This window comes from Herbaspirillum sp. Her3 (assembly GCF_057961275.1).
Window position 1 is genome coordinate 40,106 of the sequence record NZ_CM176328.1, and the last position, 24,209, is coordinate 64,314.

Below are 24,209 nucleotides of genomic sequence, written 5' to 3' on the forward strand. Positions count from 1 at the left end.
TCCCATGACGCAATCCCTCCCCGTGATCGTCGCCGGTGGCGGCATTGGTGGCCTTGCCGCTGCCCTGGCCCTGGTGCGCCAGGGCTTTGAGGTGAAGGTATTGGAACAAGCGGCCGAAATCGGCGAGATCGGTGCCGGCATCCAGCTCGGCCCCAATGCCTTTCATGCCTTCGATGCCCTGGGCGTGGGCGAGAAGGCGCGCTCGCGTGCGGTCTATACCGATGAGATGGTCATGCACGATGCCCTCGATGGCGCCCTGGTGGGGCGCATCCCGACCGGGGATGCCTTCCGCCAGCGCTTCGGCAATCCCTATGCGGTGATCCACCGGGTCGACGTGCACCGCTCGCTGCTGGAAGGCGCGCAGGAAAGCGCACGCGTGAGCCTGATGACTTCCACCCGGGTGCAGCACGTTGAGCAGGATGCCCACAGCGTGACCGTCCATGACCAGCATGGCCAGGCCCATCGCGGACTGGCGCTGATCGGTGCCGATGGCACCAAGTCGGTGGTGCGTGCGCAATACGTCAACGATGCGGCGCGCGTGACCGGGCACGTGGTCTATCGCGCCGTGGTGGAGCGGCAGGATTTCCCGGCCGACCTGCAGTGGAATGCGGCCAGCATCTGGGTCGGTCCCAACTGCCATCTGGTGCATTACCCGCTGCGCGGTGGCGAGCAATACAACGTGGTGGTGACCTTCCATAGCCGCCAGCAGGAACAGTGGGGCGTGACCGAAGGCAGCGCCGAGGAAGTGCAAAGCTATTTCCAGGACATCTGTGCGCAGGCGCGCCAGCTGATCGACCTGCCCCGGAGCTGGAAGCGCTGGGCCACGGCTGACCGCGAACCGATTGCGCAGTGGAGCTTCGGCCGCGCCACGCTGCTGGGCGACGCCGCCCATCCCACCACGCAATACATGGCCCAGGGCGCCTGCATGGCGCTGGAAGATGCTGTCACGCTGGGCCAGGCGCTGCGCGCGCATGACAACGACTTCCCGGCCGCCTTCGATCTCTACCAGCGCTCGCGGGTGGCGCGCACGGCGCGCATCGTGCTGTCCTCGCGCGAGATGGGGCGTATCTACCACGCCAAGGGGGTGGAACGCCTGGTGCGCAACGATCTGTGGAAGGGCCGCTCGCCGGAGCGCTTCTATGACGCCATGGAATGGCTCTATGGCTGGAATGCCGAGCGCTGCCTGGCACGCGACTGAGCAGGAGAACCTCGATGCAGCTCTACAATTTCTTCCGCAGCGGCAGCTCGCACCGCCTGCGCATCGCCTTGAACCTCAAGGGCCTGGCCTACGATTACATCGCCGTTGACCTGCGCAGCGAAGAACACCTGGGCGCGGCCTTCCGCGCCGTCAATCCGCAGGCGATGGTGCCGGCGCTGGTGGAGGGTGAGCTCACGCTGATCCAGTCGCCGGCCATCCTGGAATGGCTGGAAGAACGCTATCCGGCACCGCCCCTGCTGCCCGCCGATGCCAATGGCCGGGCCCGGGTGCGGGCCCTGGCGGCCATCGTCGGCTGCGACATTCACCCGGTCAACAACCGCCGCATCCTGCAGTACCTGCGCCAGACGCTGGGCTGCGACGAGGCCAGTGTCAACGCCTGGTGCCGGCAGTGGATCAGCGAGGGATTTGCGGCGCTGGAGGCCTTGCTGGCGCAGGATCTGCAGCGCGGCCAATTCTGCTACGGTCAGCAGGTCACGCTGGCCGACGTCTACCTGATCCCGCAGGTGGAAAGCGCACGCCGCTTCGCACTGGACCTCACCCCCTATCCCCGCATCCTGGCCATCGAGCGCGCCTGCCTGGCCCTGCCGGCTTTCCAGCGCGCAGCGCCAGCGGTGCAGGTGGATGCGGCCTCCTGACACCTGATACCGCCACGTTCCGTTCTTACCTTGACTTACCTTGACCCGGACATTCTCTCCATGAACTATCTCTTCGCTCCCATGACCGTGGTCGGCCTGCCGGTGGCCGACAGCCCATCCTTGTTCCCGGTGCGCCGGGTTTATTGCGTGGGCCGCAACTACGCCGCGCACGCGCGTGAAATGGGCTTCGACCCCGATCGAGAACCGCCGTTCTTCTTCTGCAAACCCAACGACGCGCAATCCATTGTGCCGGTGCCTGCCGGTCAGTGCGTGCGTCTGCCGTATCCGGACCAGACCAGCAACTATCACCACGAAATCGAACTGGTGGTCGCCATCGGCAAGGCTGGCAAGAATATCGCCGTGGAGGACGCGGCTGCGCACATCGCCGGCTATGCGGTGGGGCTGGACATGACCCGGCGCGACCTGCAGATGAAGATGCGCGAGATGGGCCGTCCCTGGGAAATCGGCAAGGCCTTCGATTATTCGGCCCCGGTCGGGCCGCTGCATCCGATCGCCCGGACCGGTGAAATCACGCGCGGGGAAGTGGTGCTGGAGGTCGATGGTGTCACACGCCAGAAAAGCGATCTCACCCACCTGATCTGGTCGGTCAACGAAATCATCGCCAATCTTTCGACGCTGTTCGAACTGCAGCCGGGCGACCTCATCTTTACCGGCACCCCGGATGGCGTGGGTGCCGTCCGGCCAGGCCAGACCATGACGGCACACATTGCCGGGCTGACCCCGATCACGGTGGCAGTGACCTAGGGCCGGTCGTCACGCTTAGCGCTTTTTCCCTGCACACGAAGCCGCGCCCATGTCGCGCGGCTCACCTATCCCGAGAGGAGACATGCCATGCAAACCAGGCAAGAGGTACAGCAATTCATCGATGCACTGCCTTTCTCGCGGCTGCAGCGGCTCACGCTGTGGCTGTGCTTCTTCGTGGTGACGGTCGATGGCTTCGACACCGCCGCCATCGGCTTCATCGCCCCCGCCATCCGTGCCGAGTGGCAACTGAGCGCGGCCGCGCTGGCACCGCTGTTCGGGGCTGGCCTGTTCGGGCTGATGGCCGGCGCTCTGGTCTTCGGTCCGCTGGCCGACCGTCTGGGGCGCAAGACCATCCTGGTGTGTTCGGTCCTGTTCTTCGGTCTGACCAGCCTGGCGGCGGCCTGGTCACCCAGCCTGGGCTGGCTGGTGGCGTGGCGCTTCCTGACCGGGCTGGGCCTGGGGGGCGCCATGCCCTGCGCCATTACCATGACCTCCGAATACTGTCCTTCGGCGCGACGCTCCACGCTGGTGACGCTCATGTTCTGCGGCTTCACCATCGGCTCGGCCGTGGGCGGACTGGCCTCGGCGCATCTGCTGGCCGGCGTGGGCTGGCGCGGCGTGCTGCTTACCGGCGGGATCCTGCCGCTACTGCTGGTACCGGCCCTGGTGCTGTGGCTGCCGGAATCGCTGCGCTTCCTGGTCAGCCGGCAGGCCTCGCCCGCACGCATGCAAGCGCTGCTGCGCCGCCTGGCACCGGCCCTCACGCAGACGCCGCTGCTGAGCGTGGACGAGAAGGCCAGCGGCACGCCCGTACGCGCGCTCTTCAGTCCGCAATATGCGATGGGGACGATATTGCTGTGGATCAGCTTCTTCATGAGCCTGTTGATCATCTATCTCATTTCGAGCTGGTTGCCCACGCTGCTGACCAATGCCGGGGCATCGATGAGCAAGGCCTCCCTGGTGACGTCCACCTTCCAGATCGGCGGCACGCTGGGGGCCATTGTGCTGGGCCGCTGCATGGACCGTGCCGGTGCGCATCGCACCCTGTCGCTGGCCTACGTATTAGGTGCGGTCAGCGTGGCGGCCAGCGGCTTGAGCAACGGCCATCTGTGGCTGCTGGTGCTGGCCATCTTCGGCGTCGGTATCTTCGTCAGCGGCACACAGGTCGGCGCCAATGCGCTGGCCGCCCAGTTCTATCCGACCCACAACCGCGCCACGGGCGTCAGCTGGGCCAATGCGGCCGGACGCTGCGGCTCGGTGGTGGGCTCGCTGTGTGGCGGCTGGATGATGTCGATGAACCTCGGCATGGGGCTGATCCTGGCCATGCTGGCCGTGCCTGCCCTGGTGTCGGCCCTGGCCATTGCCATGCTGGGCCGGCAGGCGCCGGGCCGGCCGCTGGTGTCGGCCACTACCTGATGTGCTTGTTCCTTGTATTGGTCTGCACCACAGCCTCGTGCTGCGGCGTTTTCATGACGGCATCAGGCCGCGCTTGGCTTCCTCTCGCTTGTCTCCTATGCTGAAGCTGCCGGTGGGCAAGCAGGATGTCAGGCAATAATTGTTTTCCTGTTACGCCATCGCACCGGCTTGCCTGCCGGCAACCAACGATAACAGGGGGAATTCCATGCAACTTTCCAACGTCACCATTCGCGTACGCCTGTGGCTGGGCTTCGGCCTGCTGATGGTACTGATGCTGGCCATGGCCGCCAGCGGCATCGCGCGCCTGGGGCAGCTCAACGGGCAGATGAAGGATGTGATCCACGACAAGTATCCCAAGACCGTGGTGGCGGGAGATATCGTCGACCAGCTCAATCTGATCGCACGCTCGGTACGCAACATCCTGCTGTTGAAACGAGAGCCGCAGATCAAGAGCGAGTACGAGCGCATCACCGGCGCCGACCGCACCATCAAGGAGGATCTGGCGCAGCTGGACAAGCTGCTCACCGATGACCAAAGCCGCTCCGCGCTCAACAAGCTGGTGACGGCCCAGAGTGCCTATTTCGAGAAACGCGACAAGGTGCTGGCGATGGTGCAGCAGGGCGGCAAGGAGGGCGCCATCGACGTGCTCATCGACGAAGTGCGCCCGGTGCAAAGCGCGACCATGAATGCTGCCGATGCCCTCATCAAGCAGCAGCACGCCATGATGGAAGCGGCCGGGAATGAGGTCGACAGCAATTACGTGCAGGCCCGCACCCTGCTGCTGGCGCTGGCCGCGGCGGGGCTGGCTGCGGCTGCAGCGATTGCCTGGATGATCACGCGCAGCATCACCGCGCCCCTGGATCGCGCAGTACGCGTGGCCGAGACGGTGGCGGCCGGCGACCTGACCTCGGCCATCGATGCGCATGGCCGCGATGAGACCAGCATGTTGCTGCGCGCACTCAAGAAGATGAATGACCGGTTGCTGGAGATCGTCAGCCAGGTGCGCGTCTCGACCGATACCATCGCCACGGCCAGCAGCGAGATCGCGCGCGGCAACCTGGACCTGTCCTCGCGCACGGAAGAGCAGGCGGCTTCGCTGGAAGAGACGGCTTCTTCGATGGAGCAGCTCACCGCCACCGTCAAGCAGAACGCCAGCCATGCCGGCCAGGCCAACGAGCTGGCCGGATCGGCCTCCGACATTGCCCGCCAGGGTGGCGACGTGGTGAATCAGGTAGTGGAGACGATGGGCGCCATCGATGCCTCCTCCAAGAGAATCGTCGACATCATTGCGGTGATCGACGGGATCGCTTTCCAGACCAACATCCTGGCCCTGAACGCCGCCGTGGAAGCGGCCCGCGCCGGTGAGCAGGGACGCGGCTTTGCAGTGGTCGCTTCCGAGGTGCGCGCGCTGGCACAGCGATCGGCCACCGCCGCGCATGAGATCAAGGCGCTCATCGCCGACTCGGTGGCACGCGTAAGCAATGGCAGCAGGCTGGTCGAGCAGGCCGGGCGGACCATGCACGACGTAGTGCAAAGCGTGCAGCGGGTAGGCGAGGTGGTCAACGAGATCAGCGCCGCCGGCCATGAGCAGAGTGCGGGGATCGAACAGGTCAACCTGGCCATCGTGCAGATGGACCAGGTGACACAGCAGAATGCCGCACTGGTCGAGCAAGCCGCAGCAGCGGCGCAATCCTTGCAGGACCAGGCAGCACAACTGGCGCGGCTGGTGTCGGTGTTCAAGCTGGAGGGCGGGGCGCCGGAACTGAAGCTCGTTGCGGCGCCATCGAATGCGCGGTTGACCTATGCGTGAGGCGCATTGCCGGGAAGATGAGCGTGCCGGGAGGTGCCGTCACTGCGCGCTGAAGCTGCCGGTGCTGGCGATGAGTGCGGCCCCGCAGCTGGTCTTGTGGCCTTCGTAGGCGACGGCGATGCCATCGATCTTGTGATGGGGATGTCCTTCGGCGATGGTGCAGTTGTCGTGTCCTTTTTGCGGACAGCTGCAAGCATCGCCGACCCGTGCGACGGGTAAGCCGCCGACCTTGAAATGGGTGGCGCTCACTTGCGTGACCTTGCCTCCATGGGAGGTGGCGTCACCCAGGCGAATGATGTTGGGCATGGCGAATTCCTTTCGAGTGGTATTGGGAAGGGGGAGCGACAAGACGGCGAAGGGCGGCGCTGGCTACGGCGGCGTGATGGAGGCTGGCGCAGCCTCGGTCGGGCGCAGGCGGAAGCTGTCCAGCACCTCGTCCCACAGCTTCATGGCTTGTTCATCGGTCAGCCTGGTTTGTTGCGCATTGCCGTTCTTGTCGCGATGGCCGGTGGTCAATTCGATCTTGAGCGCGGGGGTATCGAGCGTGCCTTCGCCTTCGGTCTCCCAGATAAAACTGTGGCCGCGCAGGCCGCCGCTGTTGGGGGCGCTTACCAGAAATTCCTGGCCCTTGTAGGGGCCGACCTGGCGGTCGCCTCGCCGTAGCACGTGCACCGAGGTCGCCATGCGGCTCAGCATTTGCAGCACGCCACCTACGCGGTCCAGCAAGGGCTCACTGTGTGCGCGGCGGGAGAGGGGATAGAACCAGACCGAGACATAAGCGTCAGGGTGGCCGGCGATGTCGATGTCGATGCCGGCTTCCTCCATTTCCCATTCGGGGTTGGCGATGAAGCCGTCTTCGAAGCAGTAGCCGGGTTCTGTAGGAATCTCATGGGTTGACCGCTTGTACAGGCTGGAGAGAATCTTGCGCATACCCCCGATGGCGTAGTCCTGGCGACTCATCGTCCCGGTACGGGGCTTACTCATGCCTGCGTGACTCTTGAAGAGATAACGTGTCCCGTCAATCCAGCGGTATCCGTCTACCTGAGCTATTTCTGTAATAAAGCTCTCCTCCCAATAGACGAAAATCCACGAATATGGATCCGGCTTGATCAACAAGCGCAACAGGCTGGACTCGGTTTCATGCTTCGTCGATCTGAGCCTCTTTTCCTTGGTGGCCATTTCCAACTCGAATTCTTCCAAGGTCATGGCTTTGGGTTTATCCAGCCGCACAAAATCGTAGCGATAATTGCCGCCGCTGAGCACCGAGCCTGCGGGCATATCGAGCAGAAAGCGCCCGACGCAAAAAGTGGAAACGGCAGGAACGGGTTCATTGGCCCGGGCTGTGTTCATGATTTGCAATCCTTGTTGAGGTGAGATATCTCCAGATAAAAGCAGCCAAATTGTGAAGGCCGAAATGGCGATGAGACGCAACGAATTTTTCATACGAATTTATCTGAAGAGGGTGCTTTCAAATTCGCCGACGTACTGACGATTCTGATGATGGAATAGAGGGTGACCGCCTGCGCAATCTTGGCGTTGTAGGAAAACTGATGGTCATAGCTGTCATGAGATTTCAGCTTTCCTTCATGCTTGAATATCTGGACAACATGAGACTTCGGCGCACCACCCGACTCCGCCGGGACCGTACCATCCCCGGGTCCAGTACCGTTCTGAAGCGTGAAGTAATGGAGGTGATGCTCGCCGAAGCGCAGCTCCAACATCCCGTTCAGATCATCGTCTGCCAGTTGCGATTTCTTGGGATCGCCAGGCACCATCGGTCCGCACTTCCAGCTGATCTCGTTCCACGCAGCCTGTTGTGGATCGGCGGCGTAATACGCGTAGGTGTTGGGGTGATAGCTGTCTTCAATAAGTTGATGAAGAGTCCGTGCCAATTTCATTTTCTTTGCAAACTGCTCAAAATCAGAAGACTTTGCATCCTCCCGAACCGACACCTTCCCCTCTCTCTTCGCGCGCTCCTCGTCCTCTTTACCCGCCGGATCAATCAAATCCACCCGCACCAACCTCCACCAATCCGCCGAATTGTTGAGATAGATCTTCACGTAGGGATCGTCCTCTCCAAGAAAGCTATCCATCTCCTCAGGCATGCCCCGCTGCCCAATGGTCCGATAACTGGCCCGCAGCCAATGCCGCTCCCCTCGGTTGGTCCAGGTCTTGTATTGCGCCGTGGGCAGCAATTCCAGGGGACCCGGCGCGTTGGCCATCACTGCCGTGCAGTCGGCCGCATTGCGCCCCAGGATGATCTGCGCCGCGCCTTCAAACCCGGCGCGCATACGCTTGTAGGTCGCAGGTGCACCAATGGCCGGCATCACGCCATGCACCACGCCAAGAATGCGTTCATCCATGCCGGGAAGCTGGGCACAAGCCCGCGCGACCAACCCACCCATGCTGTGCGTGACCAGGATCACCTGCTCGCAACGCTTGCCCTTGCTGCGGTAGTACGCGGTGATACGTTCGATCTCCCCAGCCAATCTTTGGGCAGACACCCGGTTGCTTTGCAGCCAGTTGTAGCCCACCGCATGTACCGGATAGAGCACCTCGGCAGCATCGCGCAACTGCTCTTCCTCAAGCGGAACGAAGGGCTTCTGCGCTCCCAGTTTTGCCGCGTCCTGGCGATCCATGACGAGCTCCTTCCATTGCGAAGTCAGCACCGCCCCTTGGCTGGCAGGATCGAAGATCAGCGCCATGCTCGTCTCCAGCAGCGAAAGAATCGGCAAGTAACTGTCCGCGTGGAGTTGTCCCCAGCCACGCCACTTGATGCGCTCGGCATCGGTCGCACCAGGCGCCAGGGCAAGCAGCGTCTTGCTGGTCTCGTCCGGCGAGGCAGGCCCGTCTTCATCCACTTCGGTGATATCGGGATTGAGCAGCCGCTGCCGGTCGGCCGAGGTGCGGATCAGGTGCTTGAGCAGCAACACGATGGCGTCCCAAGTGCTGTCCGGCGGGAACCATGCCGGTCCCTTGTCACGACCAACCAGCTTGAGCCTGGTCCCCATGATGCCCGGCACGAACAGAATCGGGACCACCACATCCGGTGTGGTCAGGCACAAGGCTCTGACTTTCATGCGCTTGCCGGTCAGCACAGACTGCGCCACATCATTGCCCTCTTCATCCCAGGCTGTGCCGACCAGGCGGGTCGGCTCGATGCTGGCTGTCGAACGGCTCATGGTCGAGTCTCTTGTGCACTGACGACGGGACGCAGGCGGAAACTGTTCAGCACTTCGTCCCACAGCTGCATGGCCTGGGCGTCGGTCATCCTGGTTTGTTGAGGATTGCTGTTTTTGTCGTGATGGCCGGTGGTCAATTCGATCTTGAGCGCGGGGGTATCGAGCGTGCCTTCGCCTTCGGTCTCCCAGATAAAACTGTGGCCGCGCATACCGCCGCTGTTGGGTGCACTCACCAGAAATTCCTGGCCCTTGTACGGGCCGACCTGACGGTCGCCTCGTCGTAACACATGCACGGAAGTCGCCATACGGCCCAGCATTTGCAGCACGTCACCCATGCGATCCAGCAGGGGGCGGTCGTGCTTGCTCATTGCCAGTGGGTAGAACCAGACAGAGACAAAGGCATCGGGGTGGCCGGCAATGTCGATGTCGATGCCGGCTTCTTCGTTTTCCCATTCTGGATTGGCGATGAAGCCTCCATCAAAGCAATATCCGGGTTCTGAAGGAATATCGTCGTCGGGTCGAGAACGAAGGTTGAACAGTAGCTGTCGCATCGCATCCAGACCTTCCGAATGGTGATCATCAGCGACTTTCATCGAGAAGGAAAAACTGCGGCCCTCCATCCAACGATATCCAGTCATCGACATCACTACAGTACTTGCATCATGGTTCCAAGAAACCAATATCGCACTATTGTGATCTGGCCGGATTATGTCGATCAGCATTGGCGCACCGGAGTCATGTTTTGTAGTTCGCAGATACGTCGCTCTGGACAGTACCGCTTTTTCAAAGTCATCCTTGCCCATCGTCTTCGGTGATTCAATGCGGGCAAAAGCATATTGGTAGTTTCCTCCGCTTAGTTGGGAACCAGCCGGAAGATCAATAAGAAATCTGCCCGTACAAAATGTACGAACCGGTGTTTCATTCTTTGTGTCCATATTTTTACTCATCATATGCGGTGAGCTGGCTCGGCTGGGTGTCTGGTTAAATGCTGTTGTCGCGCTGAGAAGCATCGATACGACGATCAAAACGATAAGTCTCCGAAGCTTCACGACTTGGCTGAAGAACGTTTAACCAGGTCGGACTCCGAGACCATCTTGACGATGGAATACAAGGTCACTGCCTGAGCGGTTGGGGAGTTATACGAATACTGGTGGTCGTAGGAGTCATGACCGCTGGCACTTCCACCATGCCTAAAGATTTGAACGACATGCTTTTTTGCACTTTCGGCCGATTCGGCCGGCACGGTGCCATCTCCATTCCCCTTACCACCTTGAATCAGGAAACGGTATCGTTTGTTGCCATTGAAGAGTAATTCTATGGAACCGTTTAAATCATCGCCCGCAAGTAAAGCGTAATGAGGATTGCCAGGCACGAGCATCTGACATCTCCACTGCACCTCATTCCAAGTCAGCCTTCCTGAATCACTGGCGTAATACGCGTAGCTATTAGAGTGGTATCGATCTTTGATGATTGAATGAAGCTTCCGGGAGGCTTCGAGATTGTCCTGAAATTTTTTAAAGTCGGAGGCCGGCTCTTTTACCGTACCTTCTCCCGCGCTTCGCAATTTCGCCCTGTCTTCTCTTCCCGCCGGATCGATCAAATCTTCACGGATCAACCTCCACCAATCCGCAGTATTGTTGAGATAGATTGTTGAGTAGGGATCTCCCTCACCAAGGAAGCTTTCCATCTCCTCGGGCAGCCCACGCTGTCCGATCCCCACATAGCTGACGCTAAGCCAATGCCGTTCTCCTTTGTTGTTCCATGTCTTGTATTGCGCCGTCGGCAGCAATTCCAGCGGGCCAGGGGCATTGGCCATCACCGCCGAACACTCGGAGCCATTGCGCCCCAGGACCACCTGCGCCGCGCCTTCAAACCCGGCCCGGATACGCTTGTAGGTCGCCGGTGCGCCAATGGCCGGCATCACACCATGCACCACACCCAGGATACGTTCGGCCATCTCTGGCAACTGCGCGCAAGCTCTCGCCACCAGGCCTCCCATGCTGTGCGTGACCAGAATCACCTGCTCGCAACGTCTCCCCTTGCTGCGGTAATACGCAGTAATCCGTTCGATCTGGTCAGCCAACCGCTGTGCCGACACCCTGTTGCTCTGCAGCCAGTTGTAGCCCACGGCATGCACCGGATAGAGCAGTTCGGCGGCGTCCTGTAGCTGTTTTTCCTGCAGTGGTGTGAACGGCTTCTGTGCACCTAGCTTGGCCGCATCCTGGCGCGCTATCACCAGTTCCTGCCAATGTGAGGTGAGCTTCCTGCCTTGGCTCGCGGGATCGAAGATCAAGGCCAGGCTGCTCTCCAGCAGTGAAAGAATCGGCAAATAACTGTCCGCATGCAGCTGTCCCCATCCACGCCACCTGATGCGTTCGGCATCGGTCTTGCCGGGAGCAAAGGCCAGCAGCGTCTTGCTGATGTCATCCGGATAAGCCGGCCCGTCTTCATCCACCTCGGTGGTATTTGGGTTGAGCAAGCGCTGGCGATCTGCAGCAGTGCGGCAAAAATGCTTGAGCAGCAGCACGACGGCTTCCCATTTGGCCTCGGGGGGGAACCATGCCGGCCCCTTGTCACGACCAACCAGCTTGAGCCTGGTCCCCATGATGCCCGGCACGAACAGGATAGGAACCACCACATCCGGTGTGGTCAGGCACAAGGCCCTGACTTTCATGCGCTTGCCGGTCAGCACAGACTGCGCCACATCATTGCCCTCTTCATCCCAGGCTGTGCCGACCAGGCGCGTCGGTTCGGATCCACTCATCATCTACTCCTTCACAATACGCAGCCGCGCGATGCGCATGGCCATGTCCTGGCTCAGCGCAGTGCGGCCTTGTTCGTCAGTGACGCCTTCGATGACGCTGCCGTCATCGAGCTCGATGCGATAGCGCTGCCGCACGTGAGGCCGGCCACTGCCGCGCCGGGCCAGGATGAAGCGCTCGTCGGTAGGCATCGCGCTGGCCGGCAACTCCACGCCAGGAGGCTGACTGTGGGCAGCACTCACGTGATGGAAATTGGCCGAGCGGATAGTGTGGTCACCGCTGCTCTGCTGGGTGATCGCATCACCCCCCAGGTCGATCTGCGCGCCCTGTGCCAGCAGCCGCAGGCGGGGCGCCTGCAGCACGATTTCATCGGCGGCAGTGAGCACGATGCGGCGAGCCGAGGTCGCTTCGATGTCGCCGCCATGGGTCTGCAATTGCAGCTTGCCGTTGGCGGCGACCAGCTGGATGCCCAGGCGCTGGGCGAACAGGCAAACGCTCTCCGCCACGCGCGCCAGCAGCTTCTTGCCGACAGAGAGTTGCGTGTTGCCCACGCTGATGAGATCGACTTCCTTCTGTGCGCCGACGACCACGCCTTCCTCACTGGTAACGGCCACGCCGGCCGGCGCCGTCACCGCGACCACCGGCTTGCCGCCGCCTTCGTTCTCGCTCTGCGTGTTGCTGCCGGCCTCCCACGCATCAAGATGGGCACGCAAGCGGCTGAAGGTCTGCACCTGCGTGTGGTCGGCATGATGAGTCCGGGCCAGGTCGGCCAGCTGCTGCTGCACCTCTTGCAACACGCCCATCAGGCCCAGCATCTCGGCGCGATCCAGCTGCGCGCCGCTGGCCCCGTTGCGCGCAACGGCGCTAATGAGCACCCCCTGGCCGCCCCGCAGCGCCAGGGCCTGGTCGGTACGCAGCTCGGCGCCTTCGCCACGGGCGTCGCTCTGACCCTCGGTGCGGGGATGGGTGAGCCAGCCCAGGTTCAGCTCGCTCTGTCCATGTTGGGAGGCGAGCTGGGCGCTGATCTGGCGCGGCGTGTCGTCCAGGCGCAGCTGGTTGTAGCGCTGGCCTTGGATTTCCTTGCTCCTGATGCCCGACAGGAAGCGGTTGCCTGGCAGACTGCCAACACGGCTGAAGGCCGGGGGCAGGGACTGGCCGTTGTAGAGCCGGCCGATCACAATGGGCTTGTCGGGATCTCCGCCAAGAAAATCGACCAGCACTTCATCGCCCACGCGCGGCAAGCTGATCGCGCCCCATTGCCGGCCCGCCCAATGGCTGGCCACACGCACCCAGGCAGAATCCCGCTCGCTGTCGCTGGCGCCCGCACCGCCTGCATGCTGATGGTCCTGCATGCGGGTGCCGTGAAAGCGCAGCCTGATGCGGCCCAGCGCATCGCAGTACAACTCTTCACCGGACGGTCCCACCACATGGGCATTCTGTAACTGCGGTTTGGGCAGATCCACGCGTGGATCAAAAGCCGGAACCAGCGGGATGCCACGACGCACGCAGACGAAGCGGTTCAGATAGCGCCGGCCCTGCTCGCGGCAACGCTGGCGCAATGGGGCCAGGTCCCCGAAGGCGCTTTCGTGATGCGGTGCCGCTTGCTGCAGGCGCTGGTCCAGGGATGCCGGAAGATTGTTCTCGGCGTAGACCTCCAGCCGGGTGAGGACGAATTCGCGTTCGTGCGGCGGATGCCGGTCCAGCTCCGGATGCCCCTCCACGCTGATCCATTCGCCCACATGCAGCGCACGCACGGTGGAGTCGGCCCGGAACTCCTTGGTCTCCTGCGCGAGCCGCTGCATGCGCGCGGTGGCAATCTGGTCAAGATCTTCACGATCCTCGGCGACGTGCGGCGCTTCGATGAGGTAGTCGTCCAGCAGACGGGCGAAACGGTCGCCCAGCTCTCCCTGCTCGGTGCTTATGTTCACCTGGCTGCGCATGGGCCCATCCTGCACGTGGTCCCATGTATGCCGGCTGACGCTGCCCGCACGCAGGCGGCGCGTGGCCTGCCAGTGCAGGATGCCATCCTGCTCGCCGGGCGCGTGATCCTGTCGGTAGGCAAGGGGGCCCGCTGCACTGCGCGGCAGCTGCATCGCGTCGTTGAACAGCACCAGGGTATGGCGGGGACTGCCTGCCTGGCCCGGCAAGGGTGGCGCACCGGGGCGGATGAACCAGCCGATGCCGCGCCGCTTCCACAGGCGGTGCAAAAAGGCGGCATCGGATTCGTTGTGCTGCATGATGAATTCGCGCAGCGGATAAGGTTCTGCCAGCAGCGACCAGTCCACCGCGAAGCTGCTGGCCATGAGCGCACTGCGTTGGCGCCACTCGCTGACCAGGACTTGGGTGACGTCCACCTCGCTGGCCCGCAGGAAGACCCGGGTATTGGTACGCTGGCCCAGCAGGTTTAACGCATCGCGCAGCACCAGGCGGTAGCTGCTCAACTCGCTGTCCAGCTGGCCCGCATGGGCTTCGGCGATGAAGCCGCATACCGTGCGCAGTTCTCCCTGGTCCGTCACCAGCTGGATTTCCGCCGGCACCGCCATGCACTCCTTGAGCCCCAGGTCCGCGTGCGGCGACAGGCACAGCAGCTCATATTCCATCTCGCCGCAAAGCGACTCGCGGCCCGTCACGTGCATGACCAGCAGCGCATCCTGCAAGGCCTGGTGCGATTGCGGCAGGCGCAACCGGATGGCGCGGGCCTGATGGGTCCAGAAGGTGAATGCTTCGGAAATGGTCCGGTAGAGCATGCGGGGATCCTTGCAGGAAACCCGTCTCGGACCGCGCAGGGGAAGCAAGGCGAAGGGTGCGCGGCGAACGGGCAATGGCGATGGGAGCGGCCATGCTAGAGGAGGCAGGCGCGCCGTTGTGCAAAGCGCCGGAGGTTGACGAGCAAAATCGTCAGAGTTCGACGGCGCGCATTGCGCCGATGACATTGTGTTGTGCCATGCCGATCGCCAGCGGGGGCGCTATGATAGGCGCCATGCCAACTTCCGGCGAACACGGAGCCGCGCCCCACGCAGGCAGGCCCATCGGACATCCCATAGGAGACAAGACATGCCCCCCGACATTACGCCACGCCCCGCCATCACTGCTGCGCACTACCGCGCCGACGCCGCTTCCCGCTACGACTGGCAGATCCCCGACGACTTCAACATCGGCCTGGCCGCCTGCGACCGCTGGGCCGATGGCAGCGGGCGGCCCGCCATCATTGCGGAAGACAGCGATGGCAGCGTCACCACCTGGAGCTTCGACCAGCTCAAGATCCTGAGCGATCAGTTTGCCAACGTCCTCGCAGAGGCCGGCATCGGGCGCGGCGACCGCATCGGCATCTATCTGTCGCAACGCATCGAGACAGTCATCACCCACATCGCCGCCTACAAACTGGGTGCGGTGACGGTGCCCCTGTTCTACCTGTTCGGGCCGGAAGCCATCGCCTACCGGCTCGACAACAGCCAAGCCGCCGCCCTGGTGACCGATGGCGCCGGCATGGACAAGCTGCATCTGGCCGGCGCATTGCCGACGTTGAAGGTGGTGTTCTGCGTGGAGCCCACCGACATCGTGCTGCCCCAGACCACCGACTTCTGGGACCGCCTGCGCGCCGCTTCGCCCGTGTTTGAGCCGGTGGCCACGCGCGCTGACGATCCGGCCCTGATCATCTATACCTCGGGCACCACCGGCAAGGCCAAGGGCGCGCTGCATGCGCACCGCGTGCTGCTGGGCCACCTGCCCGGCGTGGAAGTCTCGCACGACGGTTTTCCGCAAGCCGGTGACCGCTTCTGGACGCCCGCCGACTGGGCCTGGATCGGCGGCCTGCTCGATGTGCTGCTGCCCTCGCTCTATCACGGCGTGGCGGTGGTGGCGCGGCGACTGCAGAAATTCGACGCCCCCACGGTCTTCGGCCTGCTGGCCCGGCATGGCATCCGCAACGTGTTCTTTCCTCCTACCGCGCTGAAGATGCTGCGCGGCACGCCCGACCCGCGCGCGCAATGGGACTTCGCGCTGCGCAGCGTGGCCAGCGGCGGCGAGACGCTGGGCGACGATCTGATCGCCTGGGGCCGTTCGGCCCTGGGCGTGACCATCAACGAGTTCTACGGCCAGACCGAATGCAACCTGGTGGTGTCTTCCTCGGCGCAGCTCTATCCGAGCGCCTCGGGCAGCATGGGGCGGGCGGTGCCGGGGCATGACGTGCAGATCGTGGATGAAGAGGGCGAGATCCTGCCGCGCGGCGAAGTGGGCAACATCGCCATCCGCGCGCCGGACCCGGTGATGTTCCTGCGCTACTGGCGTAACGAAGAAGCCACGCGCGAAAAGTTCGCCGGCGACTTCCTGATCACGGGCGATCTGGGCAACATGGATGAGGACGGCTACATCCGCTACCTGGGCCGCAATGATGACGTCATCACCAGCGCCGGCTATCGCATCGGCCCGGCGCCCATCGAGGAATGCCTCATGCGCCATCCGGCGGTGCGCATCGCGGCCGTCGTCGGCATCAAGGATGCGCTGCGTACGGAGGTGGTGAAGGCTTTTGTCGTCCTCAAGGAGGGACATGCCCCGGATGCCGCACTGGTGGCGGCCCTGCAGCAGCACGTGCGCTCGCAGCTGGCGGCGCATGAATATCCGCGCGAAATTGCCTTCGTCGATGCGCTGCCCACCACTGCCACCGGCAAGATCATGCGCAAGGCGCTCAAGGAGAGCGCGTAACAGGGAAGTTGAAGCCGATGCCTCAAGAAGGCCCGTGCACCAGCCATTGCATCAGCCACGACAGCCCGAACAGCAGCGCCCCGATCAGGCCGCCGACCAGGGTGCCGTTGATGCGGATGTACTGCAGGTCGCGGCCGATGTTGAGCTCGATCTGGCGGGACAGCTCGGCCGTGTCCCACTGCTTGATGGTGTCGCTGATGTGGCGCGTGAGCAGTTGCGCCACGTCCGGGCTGAGGCTGGCGATGGCCTGTTCCAGATGGGTGTTCAGCGAAGCACGCAGTTCGGCATCCTCCTGCAGGGCGTGGCCTATCCACTGCGTGGCCGCGCTGGCCTGGGCGTGCAGGGCCGAATCGGGGCGCGCCAGGTCTTGCCGCAGCCATAGGCGCAGGCTGTCCCAGAGGCTGCCCACGTAGGCGTTGACGGCCTCGCCCTGCAAGACTTCGCGCTTGATCTCGTCGGCCCGTTCGCGCAGGGCCGGATCTTCCTTGAGACGCGCCACGAAGCTGGCCAGCTGGCGGTCGAAAGCCTGGCGCAAGGAGTGCTGCGGATCGGCGGCAATGCCGGTGAGGAGCTTGTCGAGGATATCGGCCAGGGTGTCGGCGGACTTCTCGCCGATCCAGTTCGAGGGCAGCAGTTTTTCGATCTTGGGATATTCGCGCTGCAGCCACTCCACCATGCGCTCGGCGATGAAGGCGCGCGTCTGTTCACGGTTGAGCAGCTCGGCCAGCGCCACGATGGCACGGTCCAGCAATTGCTGGTGGCGGCCGTCCAGAGTCAGGGTATCGAGGATGCCGGCCAGCGAACGCGACAGGTCCAGCTTGCCCAGCGCCGTCTGCAAGGCCTCGCGCACGAAGATCTGGATGCGGCGGTCATCGGTGAGCGTGAGCACACCGGCCACCGCCTGCGCCATATAGCCACCCAGGCGCGCGGCGTTCTCGGGGGCGGCCATCCAGGCTGCGAGCCGCTGCGCCGGATCATGGCGTCGCACCAGGCCCGCCAGGGAGCGCGGGCTCAGGAATTTTTCTTCCACGAAGACAGCCAGGTTGTCGGCAATACGTTCCTTGTTGCGCGGGATGATGGCCGTGTGGCGCGCCAGCAGCGGCAAGGGAATGCGGCGAAACAGCGCCGTCACCGCAAACCAGTCGGCCAGCGCACCGACCATCGCAGCCTCGGCCATGGCGCGCAGCAGCGCGGCCCAGATCGAAGACGGTGCGAGCGAAGCCGCCACGAAGAGCGCAGCCGATCCCAGCAGGCAAGCAAGGGCCAGACGCTTGGCACGACGCAAAGCAAATGATTTATCCATGGCAGCTGATGAGAAGTGACCGGATGCCTTACTCGCGGCATGAGACGATGAGTGTAAACCAGGGGCGAAGTTCTGAACTTATTCGAAAGATCACTAGAAGATTTTCGAAAAATACACGTTCAAATTACGCCGGGAATCTCGATAAATTTCGATTATTCAGCAAGAGATTCGAGGGTATAAGTGGATTGTCACCGATAGTTTGTGCCTTTGTAATTGTAGCTAATCGACCGTCACCCCTAGCCGCCCGATCCTTGCGCTCATGAAAAATTCAGAGACTCCACCGAGCGCCCGCGTCATCTTCGGACAGAACGTCCGCAGGGTACGCCGGCTGAAAGAGATGTCACAAGAAGAACTGGCCTTCCGTGCTGACATCAGTCGCACCTACCTGAGCGAAGTCGAACGCGGGGAAAGGAATATTTCCGTCGACAACATGGAGGCCCTGGCCTTCGCGCTGGAGATGGAATTGCCCGACCTGATGCGCGTGAGGCTGTTGTCCTTGCCCAGTGAGGATTCGCGCTGAGCGCTCCCGGTTCTTCTTGAAGGCCTTGCACGTCTTCGCGACCCACACCATTTTCCTGCGCTTTTTTTTAAGTTTTCTTGCCGATATTTTTTACGCTTTTCGATACGTCTTCGGCCTACATCGTTCCTTCGTCAATCCCCCTGACGCCGCCCACGTTCCAACGCCAGCGTCAGGTTTCAGCCAGCCGCACGACTTCTCTCACCCTTTGCCCGGCAAGCTCACAGGCGCCTGCGGAAACCGCAGCGTGAATACCGTGTGCTTCCCGGGTTCACTGCAGGCGCTGGCTTGCCCGCCATGCAGGGCCATGATGGTGCGCACGATAGCCAGGCCCAGGCCGCTGGAACCGCTGGCACTGCTGCGCGCCGGATCGGCGCGGTAGAAACGGTCGAAGATACGCTCAATCTGGGCCGGTGCGATGCCCGTCCCGGGATTGCCGACCTCGATCAACGTAGCCCCGGCCAGCGCCGTGGCCTGCAGGCTGATGACGCCGTGCGCCGGGGTATAGCGGATCGCATTGGCCACCAGGTTGCCCACCGCGCGGCGCAGCAGGGTGGCATCGGCGTGCAGGGTGCCGCTGCCACTGACCGCAATGCGCACCTGCGCTTCCTCGGCGATGCCTTCGAAATACTCGGCGATGCGATTGAGCTCCTCGCTCACCTCCAGCGGCTGGATCTGCAGGACCACGTGGGCATTGTCGGCGCGGGCCAGGAACAGCATGCTCTCCATCATGCGCGAGAGCCGTTCATATTCCTCGATGTTGGAGCTGAGCAGGGCCTGGTATTCATCCAGGCTGCGCGGCTTGCCCAGCGCCACCTGGGTCTGCACCATGAGGTTGTTGAGGGGCGTGCGCACGTCATGCGCCAGATCGGCGGAGAACTGGCTCAGTTGCTGGAAGCTGCGATGCAGGCGGTCCAGCATGTCGTTGAAGGATTGCACGATCTCGTGCAGTTCGCGCGGGGCCGCTTGCAGGTCGAGCCGGGTATCGAGCTTGTTGGCCGAGATCGCGCCCGTCTGCGCGGCCATCATGCGCAAGGGACGCAAGCCGCTGCGCACCAGGAAATAACTCAGCAGCGTCGCCAGCACGGTGCCGATCCCCGCTGCCCACCACACGTCGGCACGATAGTCGGCCAGCAGCAGCATGCGGTCCGAGGCGGTGCGCACTACCAGCACGATGGCTTTTTCACCGGAGCGCGTGGCAGGCATGCTGGCGATGTAGCGCGCCCGCAGTTCGCCCATGCGCAGCGTTTCGATGCGATCCCAGCCGGCGATCCTGACGGTCGACAGATCGATGCCCGGCGCGGTGCGCGTGGGATCGTGGCTTTCCATGAGGGTGCTGCCATCGGCGCGGGCGATGCGCACCAGCAGCTGGTCGTGGCCGGAGAGGGTATCGAGCACCAGGTGACGGCGCGCGAGGATGTCCTCCAAGGAGGCCGCATGCTCGACCAGGTGATTGATGGAACGGCACTTGCCGGCCAGCTCCTCGTCATCGCGCCGCTCCAGCTGCACGTGCAGCGAGTGCGAGAGATAGCTGCCCACCGCCGTGAAGAGCACCAGCGCCAGCAGGCCAAACAGCACCACCAGCCGCAGGCTCATCGAGGCGGTGTTGCGGCTCACGGACGCACCTCGAACACGTAGCCCATGCCCCACACCGTGTGCAGCAGTTTGCGGTCAAACCCTTCATCCAGTTTGGCCCGCAGGCGGCGTACGGCCACGTCGACCACGTTGGTATCGCTGTCGAAATTCATATCCCATACCTGGGAGGCAATCTGCGGTCGCGACAGCACTTCACCGGGGCGACGGATCAGCATGTGCAGGAGCGCGAATTCCTTGGCGGTGAGGTCGATGCGCTGGCCGGCACGGGTGACCTTGCGGCGGATCACGTCCACCACCACGTCCTCATAGTCGATCAGGTCCGCCTCGCGGCTCGGGCCGCGCCGCAGCAGGGTGCGCACGCGCGCCAGCAGTTCGGTGAAGGCGAAGGGCTTGACCAGGTAATCATCGGCGCCCAGCTCCAGGCCCTTGACGCGATCATCCACCTCGTCGCGCGCGGTCAGGAACAGCACCGGCGTGTCATGCGTGCGGCGCAGTTCGCGCAGGATGTCCCAGCCATTCATGCCGGGCAGCATCACGTCCAGGATGATCAGCTTGTAATCCAGTGTGCGCGCGTTGTGCAGGCCATCCACGCCGGTCTGCACCCAGTCCACCACGAAACCGGACTCGGTAAGGCCACGGCGCAGGTATTCGCCCGATTTGGGTTCGTCCTCTACCAACAAGATGTGCATGATCGGAATTCCTGACGGATAAGCCGATATTGTGAACGAGCCGGATGCGGCATTCATTACAAATCTGTAATGACTGGGCAATCTTTCTGTGCGGAGCGGGCTCCTAGAATCCATTCCAACGATTCGCCACCACAGCACGGCGACCGCGCCCCGCCTGGCATTGCACCTCTGGTGCAGAACCGGCGGTCTTGTGAAACAGCAATTTCAAAGGAGCCTCATCATGAAAACCTCGCACCTCATCCTCGGCACACTGGCCACCGTTTTTTCCCTGTCCGCCTTCGCCCAATCCACCGTGACCACCGAAGCCGCGCGCGACCAGGCCAACCTGAACATCGGTGAAAACTATCCGGTGGTGCAGTACCAGGGCAGCAAGACCCGCGCCGACGTGGTGGCCGAACTGCAAGCCGCGCGCCTGGGTGAGCCGATGCAAAATACCGGCGCCAAGCCTTCGGTCTCCGACAGCAGCACCCAGGGCCAGGCCCTGGATTCGTCGCTCTACAACGGCGCATGATCGCCCCCGTTGCGCTGCTGCCACGCTGGCAACAGTGACACGCCACGGCTACCCGCCTCGCGCCGGTAGCCGTTGTCATGACCGTCTCACGTTTCGCTCACCCTGTTTCGCTCACCCTTTACTCCATGCGCGTACTGGTTCTTTTCCTGGCCTTGTTGTTGCCGCTGCAGCTCTCCTGGGCAGCCGTGGCCAGCTATTGCCAGCAGGAAAAGGAAAGCGCCAGCCATCCCGGCCACCATACGCACTCCGCGTCGAATTCCGCACAGGACGATGCCGACAACAGCGGCAACGATGACACCGGCAAAGGTGACAAGGACCTCGCCTGCGGCGTCTGCCACTTCTCCAGCCTGAAATCGGTGCAATGGAGCGGCTCCACAATGGCTGAACGAATTTGCACATGCCTTGACGTTTTCTGCACCATCACCCCCGCCCCCAACTCCCACATCGCCGACGGGCCCGACAAGCCCAACTGGCTGCTCGCCGCCTGAGCCGGCGAGAACGTTTCCCCTCTTTTTGCTCTCGCCGGATTCCCCTCATTCAACCTGGAGAATTCGATGTACCGGCACAGCTCTTTGCTGGCGCTCGTCCTGCTTGCGCCTGCATTCGCCATGGCACAGGCCACGGCGCCCATCCCATCCGTCACGACAACATCATCGGCACCCCAAGCCGACGCCCTCACCCTGTCGGCCGCGCAGGAACTGGCGGCCACGCGCAGCAAGTCGCTCTCGGCTGCCCGCCTTGAAATCGAGGCGGTCGAAGGCAGCCTGATGCAAGCCGGTGCGCGGCCCAATCCGGAGTTTTCGGCATTGATGGAAGACACCCGCAAGGCCACCCGCACCACCACCTACCAGATCAACCAGCCCATCGAACTGGGTGGCAAGCGCAGTGCGCGCATGGAGGCAGCGCAGCGGCAGCTCGACATGGCCCGGTTGGACTACGCCACCCAGCAATATGCCCTGCGCACGCGCGTTACCGCGGCCTATCACGATGCGCTGCTGGCCGGCGAACGCCAGCGCCTGGCGACCGAACTGGTCGGCCTGGCGCAGACCGCCGCCGACATGACCGCACGCCGCGTGCAGGCCGGCAAGGTCTCGCCGCTGGAGCAAACCAAGGCGCAGCTGGCCTTGTCCAGCGCGAGGCTGGAGGCGCAGCAGGCCGACAGCGAAGCACTGCTGGCCCGGCGCTATCTGGCCAGTCTGTGGGGCAGCCAGGATCTGGCCTTCACGCTGGCCGAGGGCGGCGCGGACAAACTGCCGCCACTGCCCGCCATCGCCGAGCTCACCGCGCGCGTGGCCGAAGGACCGGCGGTGCAACTGGCCCGGCTGGAAGTCGAGCGCCGCAGCGCCCTGGCGCGCATCGAAAGCAGCAAGCGCGTGCCTGACCTCACCCTCTCATTTGGTAACAAACGTGACCAAGAGGCCGCACGCAACATGTGGGTGGTCGGCGTGTCGATGCCGATCCCGGTCTTCGACAGCAATCGCGGCAACGAGCTGGAAGCGATCAGGCGCACCGACAAGGCACGCGATGAACTGGCGCTGACGCAGCTGCAGATGCAGGGTGAGGCGGCACAAGCCTATGAGCGCCTGCGCAATGCACGCGCCGAGGCAGAGGCCCTCCGAGACGACATCCTGCCCGGCGCGCAGAGCGCCTATGACGCCGCGCGCACCGGCTTTGCGCTGGGCAAGTTCGGCTTCCTCGACGTGCTCGATGCGCAGCGCACTTACTTCCAGTCGCGTGCGCAGTACTGGAAAGCATTCTCCACCGCCTGGCAGGCTGCCACCGAACTGGACCGTCTGGTCGGCAACATCCCCCAACAACCATGAGAACGCCCATGACCCGTAAACAGAAACTCGCCATCGCGGCGATCATCGCCATGGCAGCGCTGCTGTCCGGATGGACCCTGATGAAGGGCAATGGCAGCACCACCGCAGCGGCCACGCATCAGGAAGAAGGCGGCCACGAGAAGCAAGCCAAGGACAATCACGGCGACCATGACGAGAGCGAATCAGCACATCAGGATGAAGAAGGCACCATCGCCCTGAGCCAGGAGCAGATCAGCGCTGCCGGTATCGTCTTGCAGGAGGCCGGCCCTGCCCGCATGGAAACCGGACTGCAATTGCCCGGCGAAATCCGCTTCAACGAAGACCGCACCGCGCACGTGGTACCGCAGGTGGCGGGCATCGTGGAATCGGTCTCGGCCAACCTGGGACAGAAGGTGCGGAAGGGCCAGGTGCTGGCCGTCATCATCAGCAGCACGGTGTCGGAACAGCGTGCCGAACTGCTCAATGCCGAACAGCGGCTGGCACTGGCGCGCAGCACCTGGCAACGCGAGAAGCAGCTGTGGGAGCAGAAGATTTCGGCCGAACAGGATTACCAGCAGGCCCAGGTCGCGCTGCAGGAAGCCGAAGTCGCCGCGCGCAACGCACGCCAGAAATTGCGGGCCATCGGCGCCACCGCGACAGCGGGCAATAGCGGCAGCCTGAACCGATATGAAATCCGCGCGCCCTTCGACGGCACCGTCGTGGAAAAACACCTGGGCCTGGGCGAGGCCGTGCGCGAGGATGCCAATGCCTTCCTCATCGCCGATCTCTCTACCGTGTGGGCCGAGATCATCGTCTCTCCCAAGGACTTGCAGACGCTGCGTGTAGGCACGCGCGCCGTGGTGCGTGCCACAGCCTTTGATGCGTCGGCCACCGGCAAGGTGTCCTTCATCGGCGCGCTGATCGGCGAGCAGACGCGCACGGCGCGCGCCCACGTGGTGCTGCCCAATCCTGAAGAACGCTGGCGCCCCGGCCTGTTCGTCTCGGTGGACGTGATCAATGACACCCGCGACGTGCCCGTGGCCGTTCAGGCGGAAGCCGTGCAGACGGTCGACGACAAGCCGGTGGTCTTCGTACGCGTGGACGATGGCTTCAGGGCGCAGCCGGTGCGCGTGGGACAGAGCGACGGCAAGACCGTGGAAATCCTCTCCGGCCTGCAGCCGGGCCAGCCATACGCGTCCACCGGCAGCTTCGCCATCAAGGCCGAGCTGGGCAAGGGTTCGGCCGAGCACAGCCACTGATGCGCCTCACTGCGCGCACTGCTGACCATTCATGAAGAACCC

The 24,209-nt window shown here is 63.3% G+C and carries 20 protein-coding genes; 11 read left to right on the top strand and 9 right to left on the bottom strand.

Features of this window, described 5'->3' with window-relative positions:
• Positions 1-4: 4 nt before the first annotated feature.
• From ACVC5H_RS00215 to ACVC5H_RS00235, 5 genes are all read left to right on the top strand, one after another.
• Positions 5-1,198 (top strand): 3-hydroxybenzoate 6-monooxygenase, encoded by a 1,194-nt coding sequence (locus tag ACVC5H_RS00215; protein WP_489620440.1) that lies wholly within the window; start codon positions 5-7, stop codon positions 1,196-1,198.
• 14 nt (positions 1,199-1,212) lie between these two features.
• The gene (gene maiA, locus ACVC5H_RS00220) at positions 1,213-1,854 is read left to right on the top strand and encodes a maleylacetoacetate isomerase (RefSeq protein ID WP_489620441.1); all 642 of its coding nucleotides are present in this window, start codon (positions 1,213-1,215) and stop codon (positions 1,852-1,854) included.
• A 60-nt stretch (positions 1,855-1,914) separates the two neighbouring features.
• Complete coding sequence (locus ACVC5H_RS00225) at positions 1,915-2,619, top strand: fumarylacetoacetate hydrolase family protein (RefSeq protein ID WP_489620442.1); 705 nt, start codon at positions 1,915-1,917, stop codon at positions 2,617-2,619.
• An 87-nt stretch (positions 2,620-2,706) separates the two neighbouring features.
• A complete protein-coding gene (locus tag ACVC5H_RS00230) occupies positions 2,707-4,035 on the top strand; it encodes an MFS transporter (protein ID WP_489620443.1) in 1,329 nt (442 codons plus the stop codon).
• A gap of 205 nt (positions 4,036-4,240) precedes the next feature.
• The gene (locus ACVC5H_RS00235) at positions 4,241-5,845 is read left to right on the top strand and encodes a methyl-accepting chemotaxis protein (protein ID WP_489620444.1); all 1,605 of its coding nucleotides are present in this window, start codon (positions 4,241-4,243) and stop codon (positions 5,843-5,845) included.
• A 39-nt stretch (positions 5,846-5,884) separates the two neighbouring features.
• Here the strand turns inward: ACVC5H_RS00235 and ACVC5H_RS00240 are convergent, their stop codons facing one another.
• From ACVC5H_RS00240 to ACVC5H_RS00265, 6 genes are all read right to left on the bottom strand, one after another.
• Positions 5,885-6,151, bottom strand: a complete 267-nt coding sequence (locus ACVC5H_RS00240) for a PAAR domain-containing protein (protein WP_489620445.1) — start codon at positions 6,149-6,151, stop codon at positions 5,885-5,887.
• Between the two features lie 63 nt (positions 6,152-6,214).
• The gene (locus ACVC5H_RS00245; protein ID WP_489620446.1) at positions 6,215-7,288 is read right to left on the bottom strand and encodes a T6SS immunity protein Tli4 family protein; all 1,074 of its coding nucleotides are present in this window, start codon (positions 7,286-7,288) and stop codon (positions 6,215-6,217) included.
• A complete protein-coding gene (locus tag ACVC5H_RS00250; protein ID WP_489620447.1) occupies positions 7,285-9,027 on the bottom strand; it encodes an esterase/lipase family protein in 1,743 nt (580 codons plus the stop codon). The genes ACVC5H_RS00245 and ACVC5H_RS00250 overlap by 4 nt, the downstream gene beginning before the upstream one ends.
• Complete coding sequence (locus ACVC5H_RS00255; protein ID WP_489620448.1) at positions 9,024-9,962, bottom strand: T6SS immunity protein Tli4 family protein; 939 nt, start codon at positions 9,960-9,962, stop codon at positions 9,024-9,026. The genes ACVC5H_RS00250 and ACVC5H_RS00255 overlap by 4 nt, the downstream gene beginning before the upstream one ends.
• A 110-nt stretch (positions 9,963-10,072) precedes the next feature.
• Positions 10,073-11,791 carry an esterase/lipase family protein gene (locus tag ACVC5H_RS00260; protein WP_489620449.1) on the bottom strand — a complete coding sequence of 573 codons (1,719 nt, stop codon included), beginning with the start codon at positions 11,789-11,791 and terminating at the stop codon, positions 10,073-10,075.
• 3 nt (positions 11,792-11,794) lie between these two features.
• On the bottom strand, positions 11,795-14,536 hold the full coding sequence (locus ACVC5H_RS00265; protein ID WP_489620450.1) for a type VI secretion system Vgr family protein: 2,742 nt from the start codon (positions 14,534-14,536) through the stop codon (positions 11,795-11,797).
• A 307-nt stretch (positions 14,537-14,843) separates the two neighbouring features.
• Between ACVC5H_RS00265 and ACVC5H_RS00270 the strand changes: the two genes are divergently transcribed.
• A complete protein-coding gene (locus ACVC5H_RS00270; protein WP_489620451.1) occupies positions 14,844-16,490 on the top strand; it encodes an acyl-CoA synthetase in 1,647 nt (548 codons plus the stop codon).
• Between the two features lie 22 nt (positions 16,491-16,512).
• Here the strand turns inward: ACVC5H_RS00270 and ACVC5H_RS00275 are convergent, their stop codons facing one another.
• Positions 16,513-17,793, bottom strand: a complete 1,281-nt coding sequence (locus ACVC5H_RS00275) for a DUF445 domain-containing protein (RefSeq protein WP_489620452.1) — start codon at positions 17,791-17,793, stop codon at positions 16,513-16,515.
• Between the two features lie 337 nt (positions 17,794-18,130).
• On the opposite strand from ACVC5H_RS00275, the gene ACVC5H_RS00280 reads away from it, so the two are divergent.
• Complete coding sequence (locus ACVC5H_RS00280; protein ID WP_489620453.1) at positions 18,131-18,313, top strand: helix-turn-helix domain-containing protein; 183 nt, start codon at positions 18,131-18,133, stop codon at positions 18,311-18,313.
• A gap of 198 nt (positions 18,314-18,511) precedes the next feature.
• On the opposite strand, the gene ACVC5H_RS00285 is transcribed toward ACVC5H_RS00280, so the two are convergent.
• The gene (locus tag ACVC5H_RS00285; protein WP_489620454.1) at positions 18,512-19,927 is read right to left on the bottom strand and encodes a heavy metal sensor histidine kinase; all 1,416 of its coding nucleotides are present in this window, start codon (positions 19,925-19,927) and stop codon (positions 18,512-18,514) included.
• Complete coding sequence (locus ACVC5H_RS00290; protein WP_489620455.1) at positions 19,924-20,595, bottom strand: heavy metal response regulator transcription factor; 672 nt, start codon at positions 20,593-20,595, stop codon at positions 19,924-19,926. The genes ACVC5H_RS00285 and ACVC5H_RS00290 overlap by 4 nt, the downstream gene beginning before the upstream one ends.
• A 220-nt stretch (positions 20,596-20,815) precedes the next feature.
• Between ACVC5H_RS00290 and ACVC5H_RS00295 the strand changes: the two genes are divergently transcribed.
• From ACVC5H_RS00295 to ACVC5H_RS00310, 4 genes are all read left to right on the top strand, one after another.
• The gene (locus tag ACVC5H_RS00295; protein WP_489620456.1) at positions 20,816-21,106 is read left to right on the top strand and encodes a DUF4148 domain-containing protein; all 291 of its coding nucleotides are present in this window, start codon (positions 20,816-20,818) and stop codon (positions 21,104-21,106) included.
• 77 nt (positions 21,107-21,183) lie between these two features.
• Entirely contained in the window at positions 21,184-21,594 is a 411-nt protein-coding gene (locus tag ACVC5H_RS00300; protein ID WP_489620457.1) for a cobalt transporter, read from the top strand.
• Between the two features lie 120 nt (positions 21,595-21,714).
• A complete protein-coding gene (locus ACVC5H_RS00305; protein WP_489620458.1) occupies positions 21,715-22,929 on the top strand; it encodes a TolC family protein in 1,215 nt (404 codons plus the stop codon).
• An 8-nt stretch (positions 22,930-22,937) separates the two neighbouring features.
• Positions 22,938-24,167 carry an efflux RND transporter periplasmic adaptor subunit gene (locus tag ACVC5H_RS00310; RefSeq protein WP_489620459.1) on the top strand — a complete coding sequence of 410 codons (1,230 nt, stop codon included), beginning with the start codon at positions 22,938-22,940 and terminating at the stop codon, positions 24,165-24,167.
• The last annotated feature ends 42 nt before the right edge of the window (positions 24,168-24,209 follow it).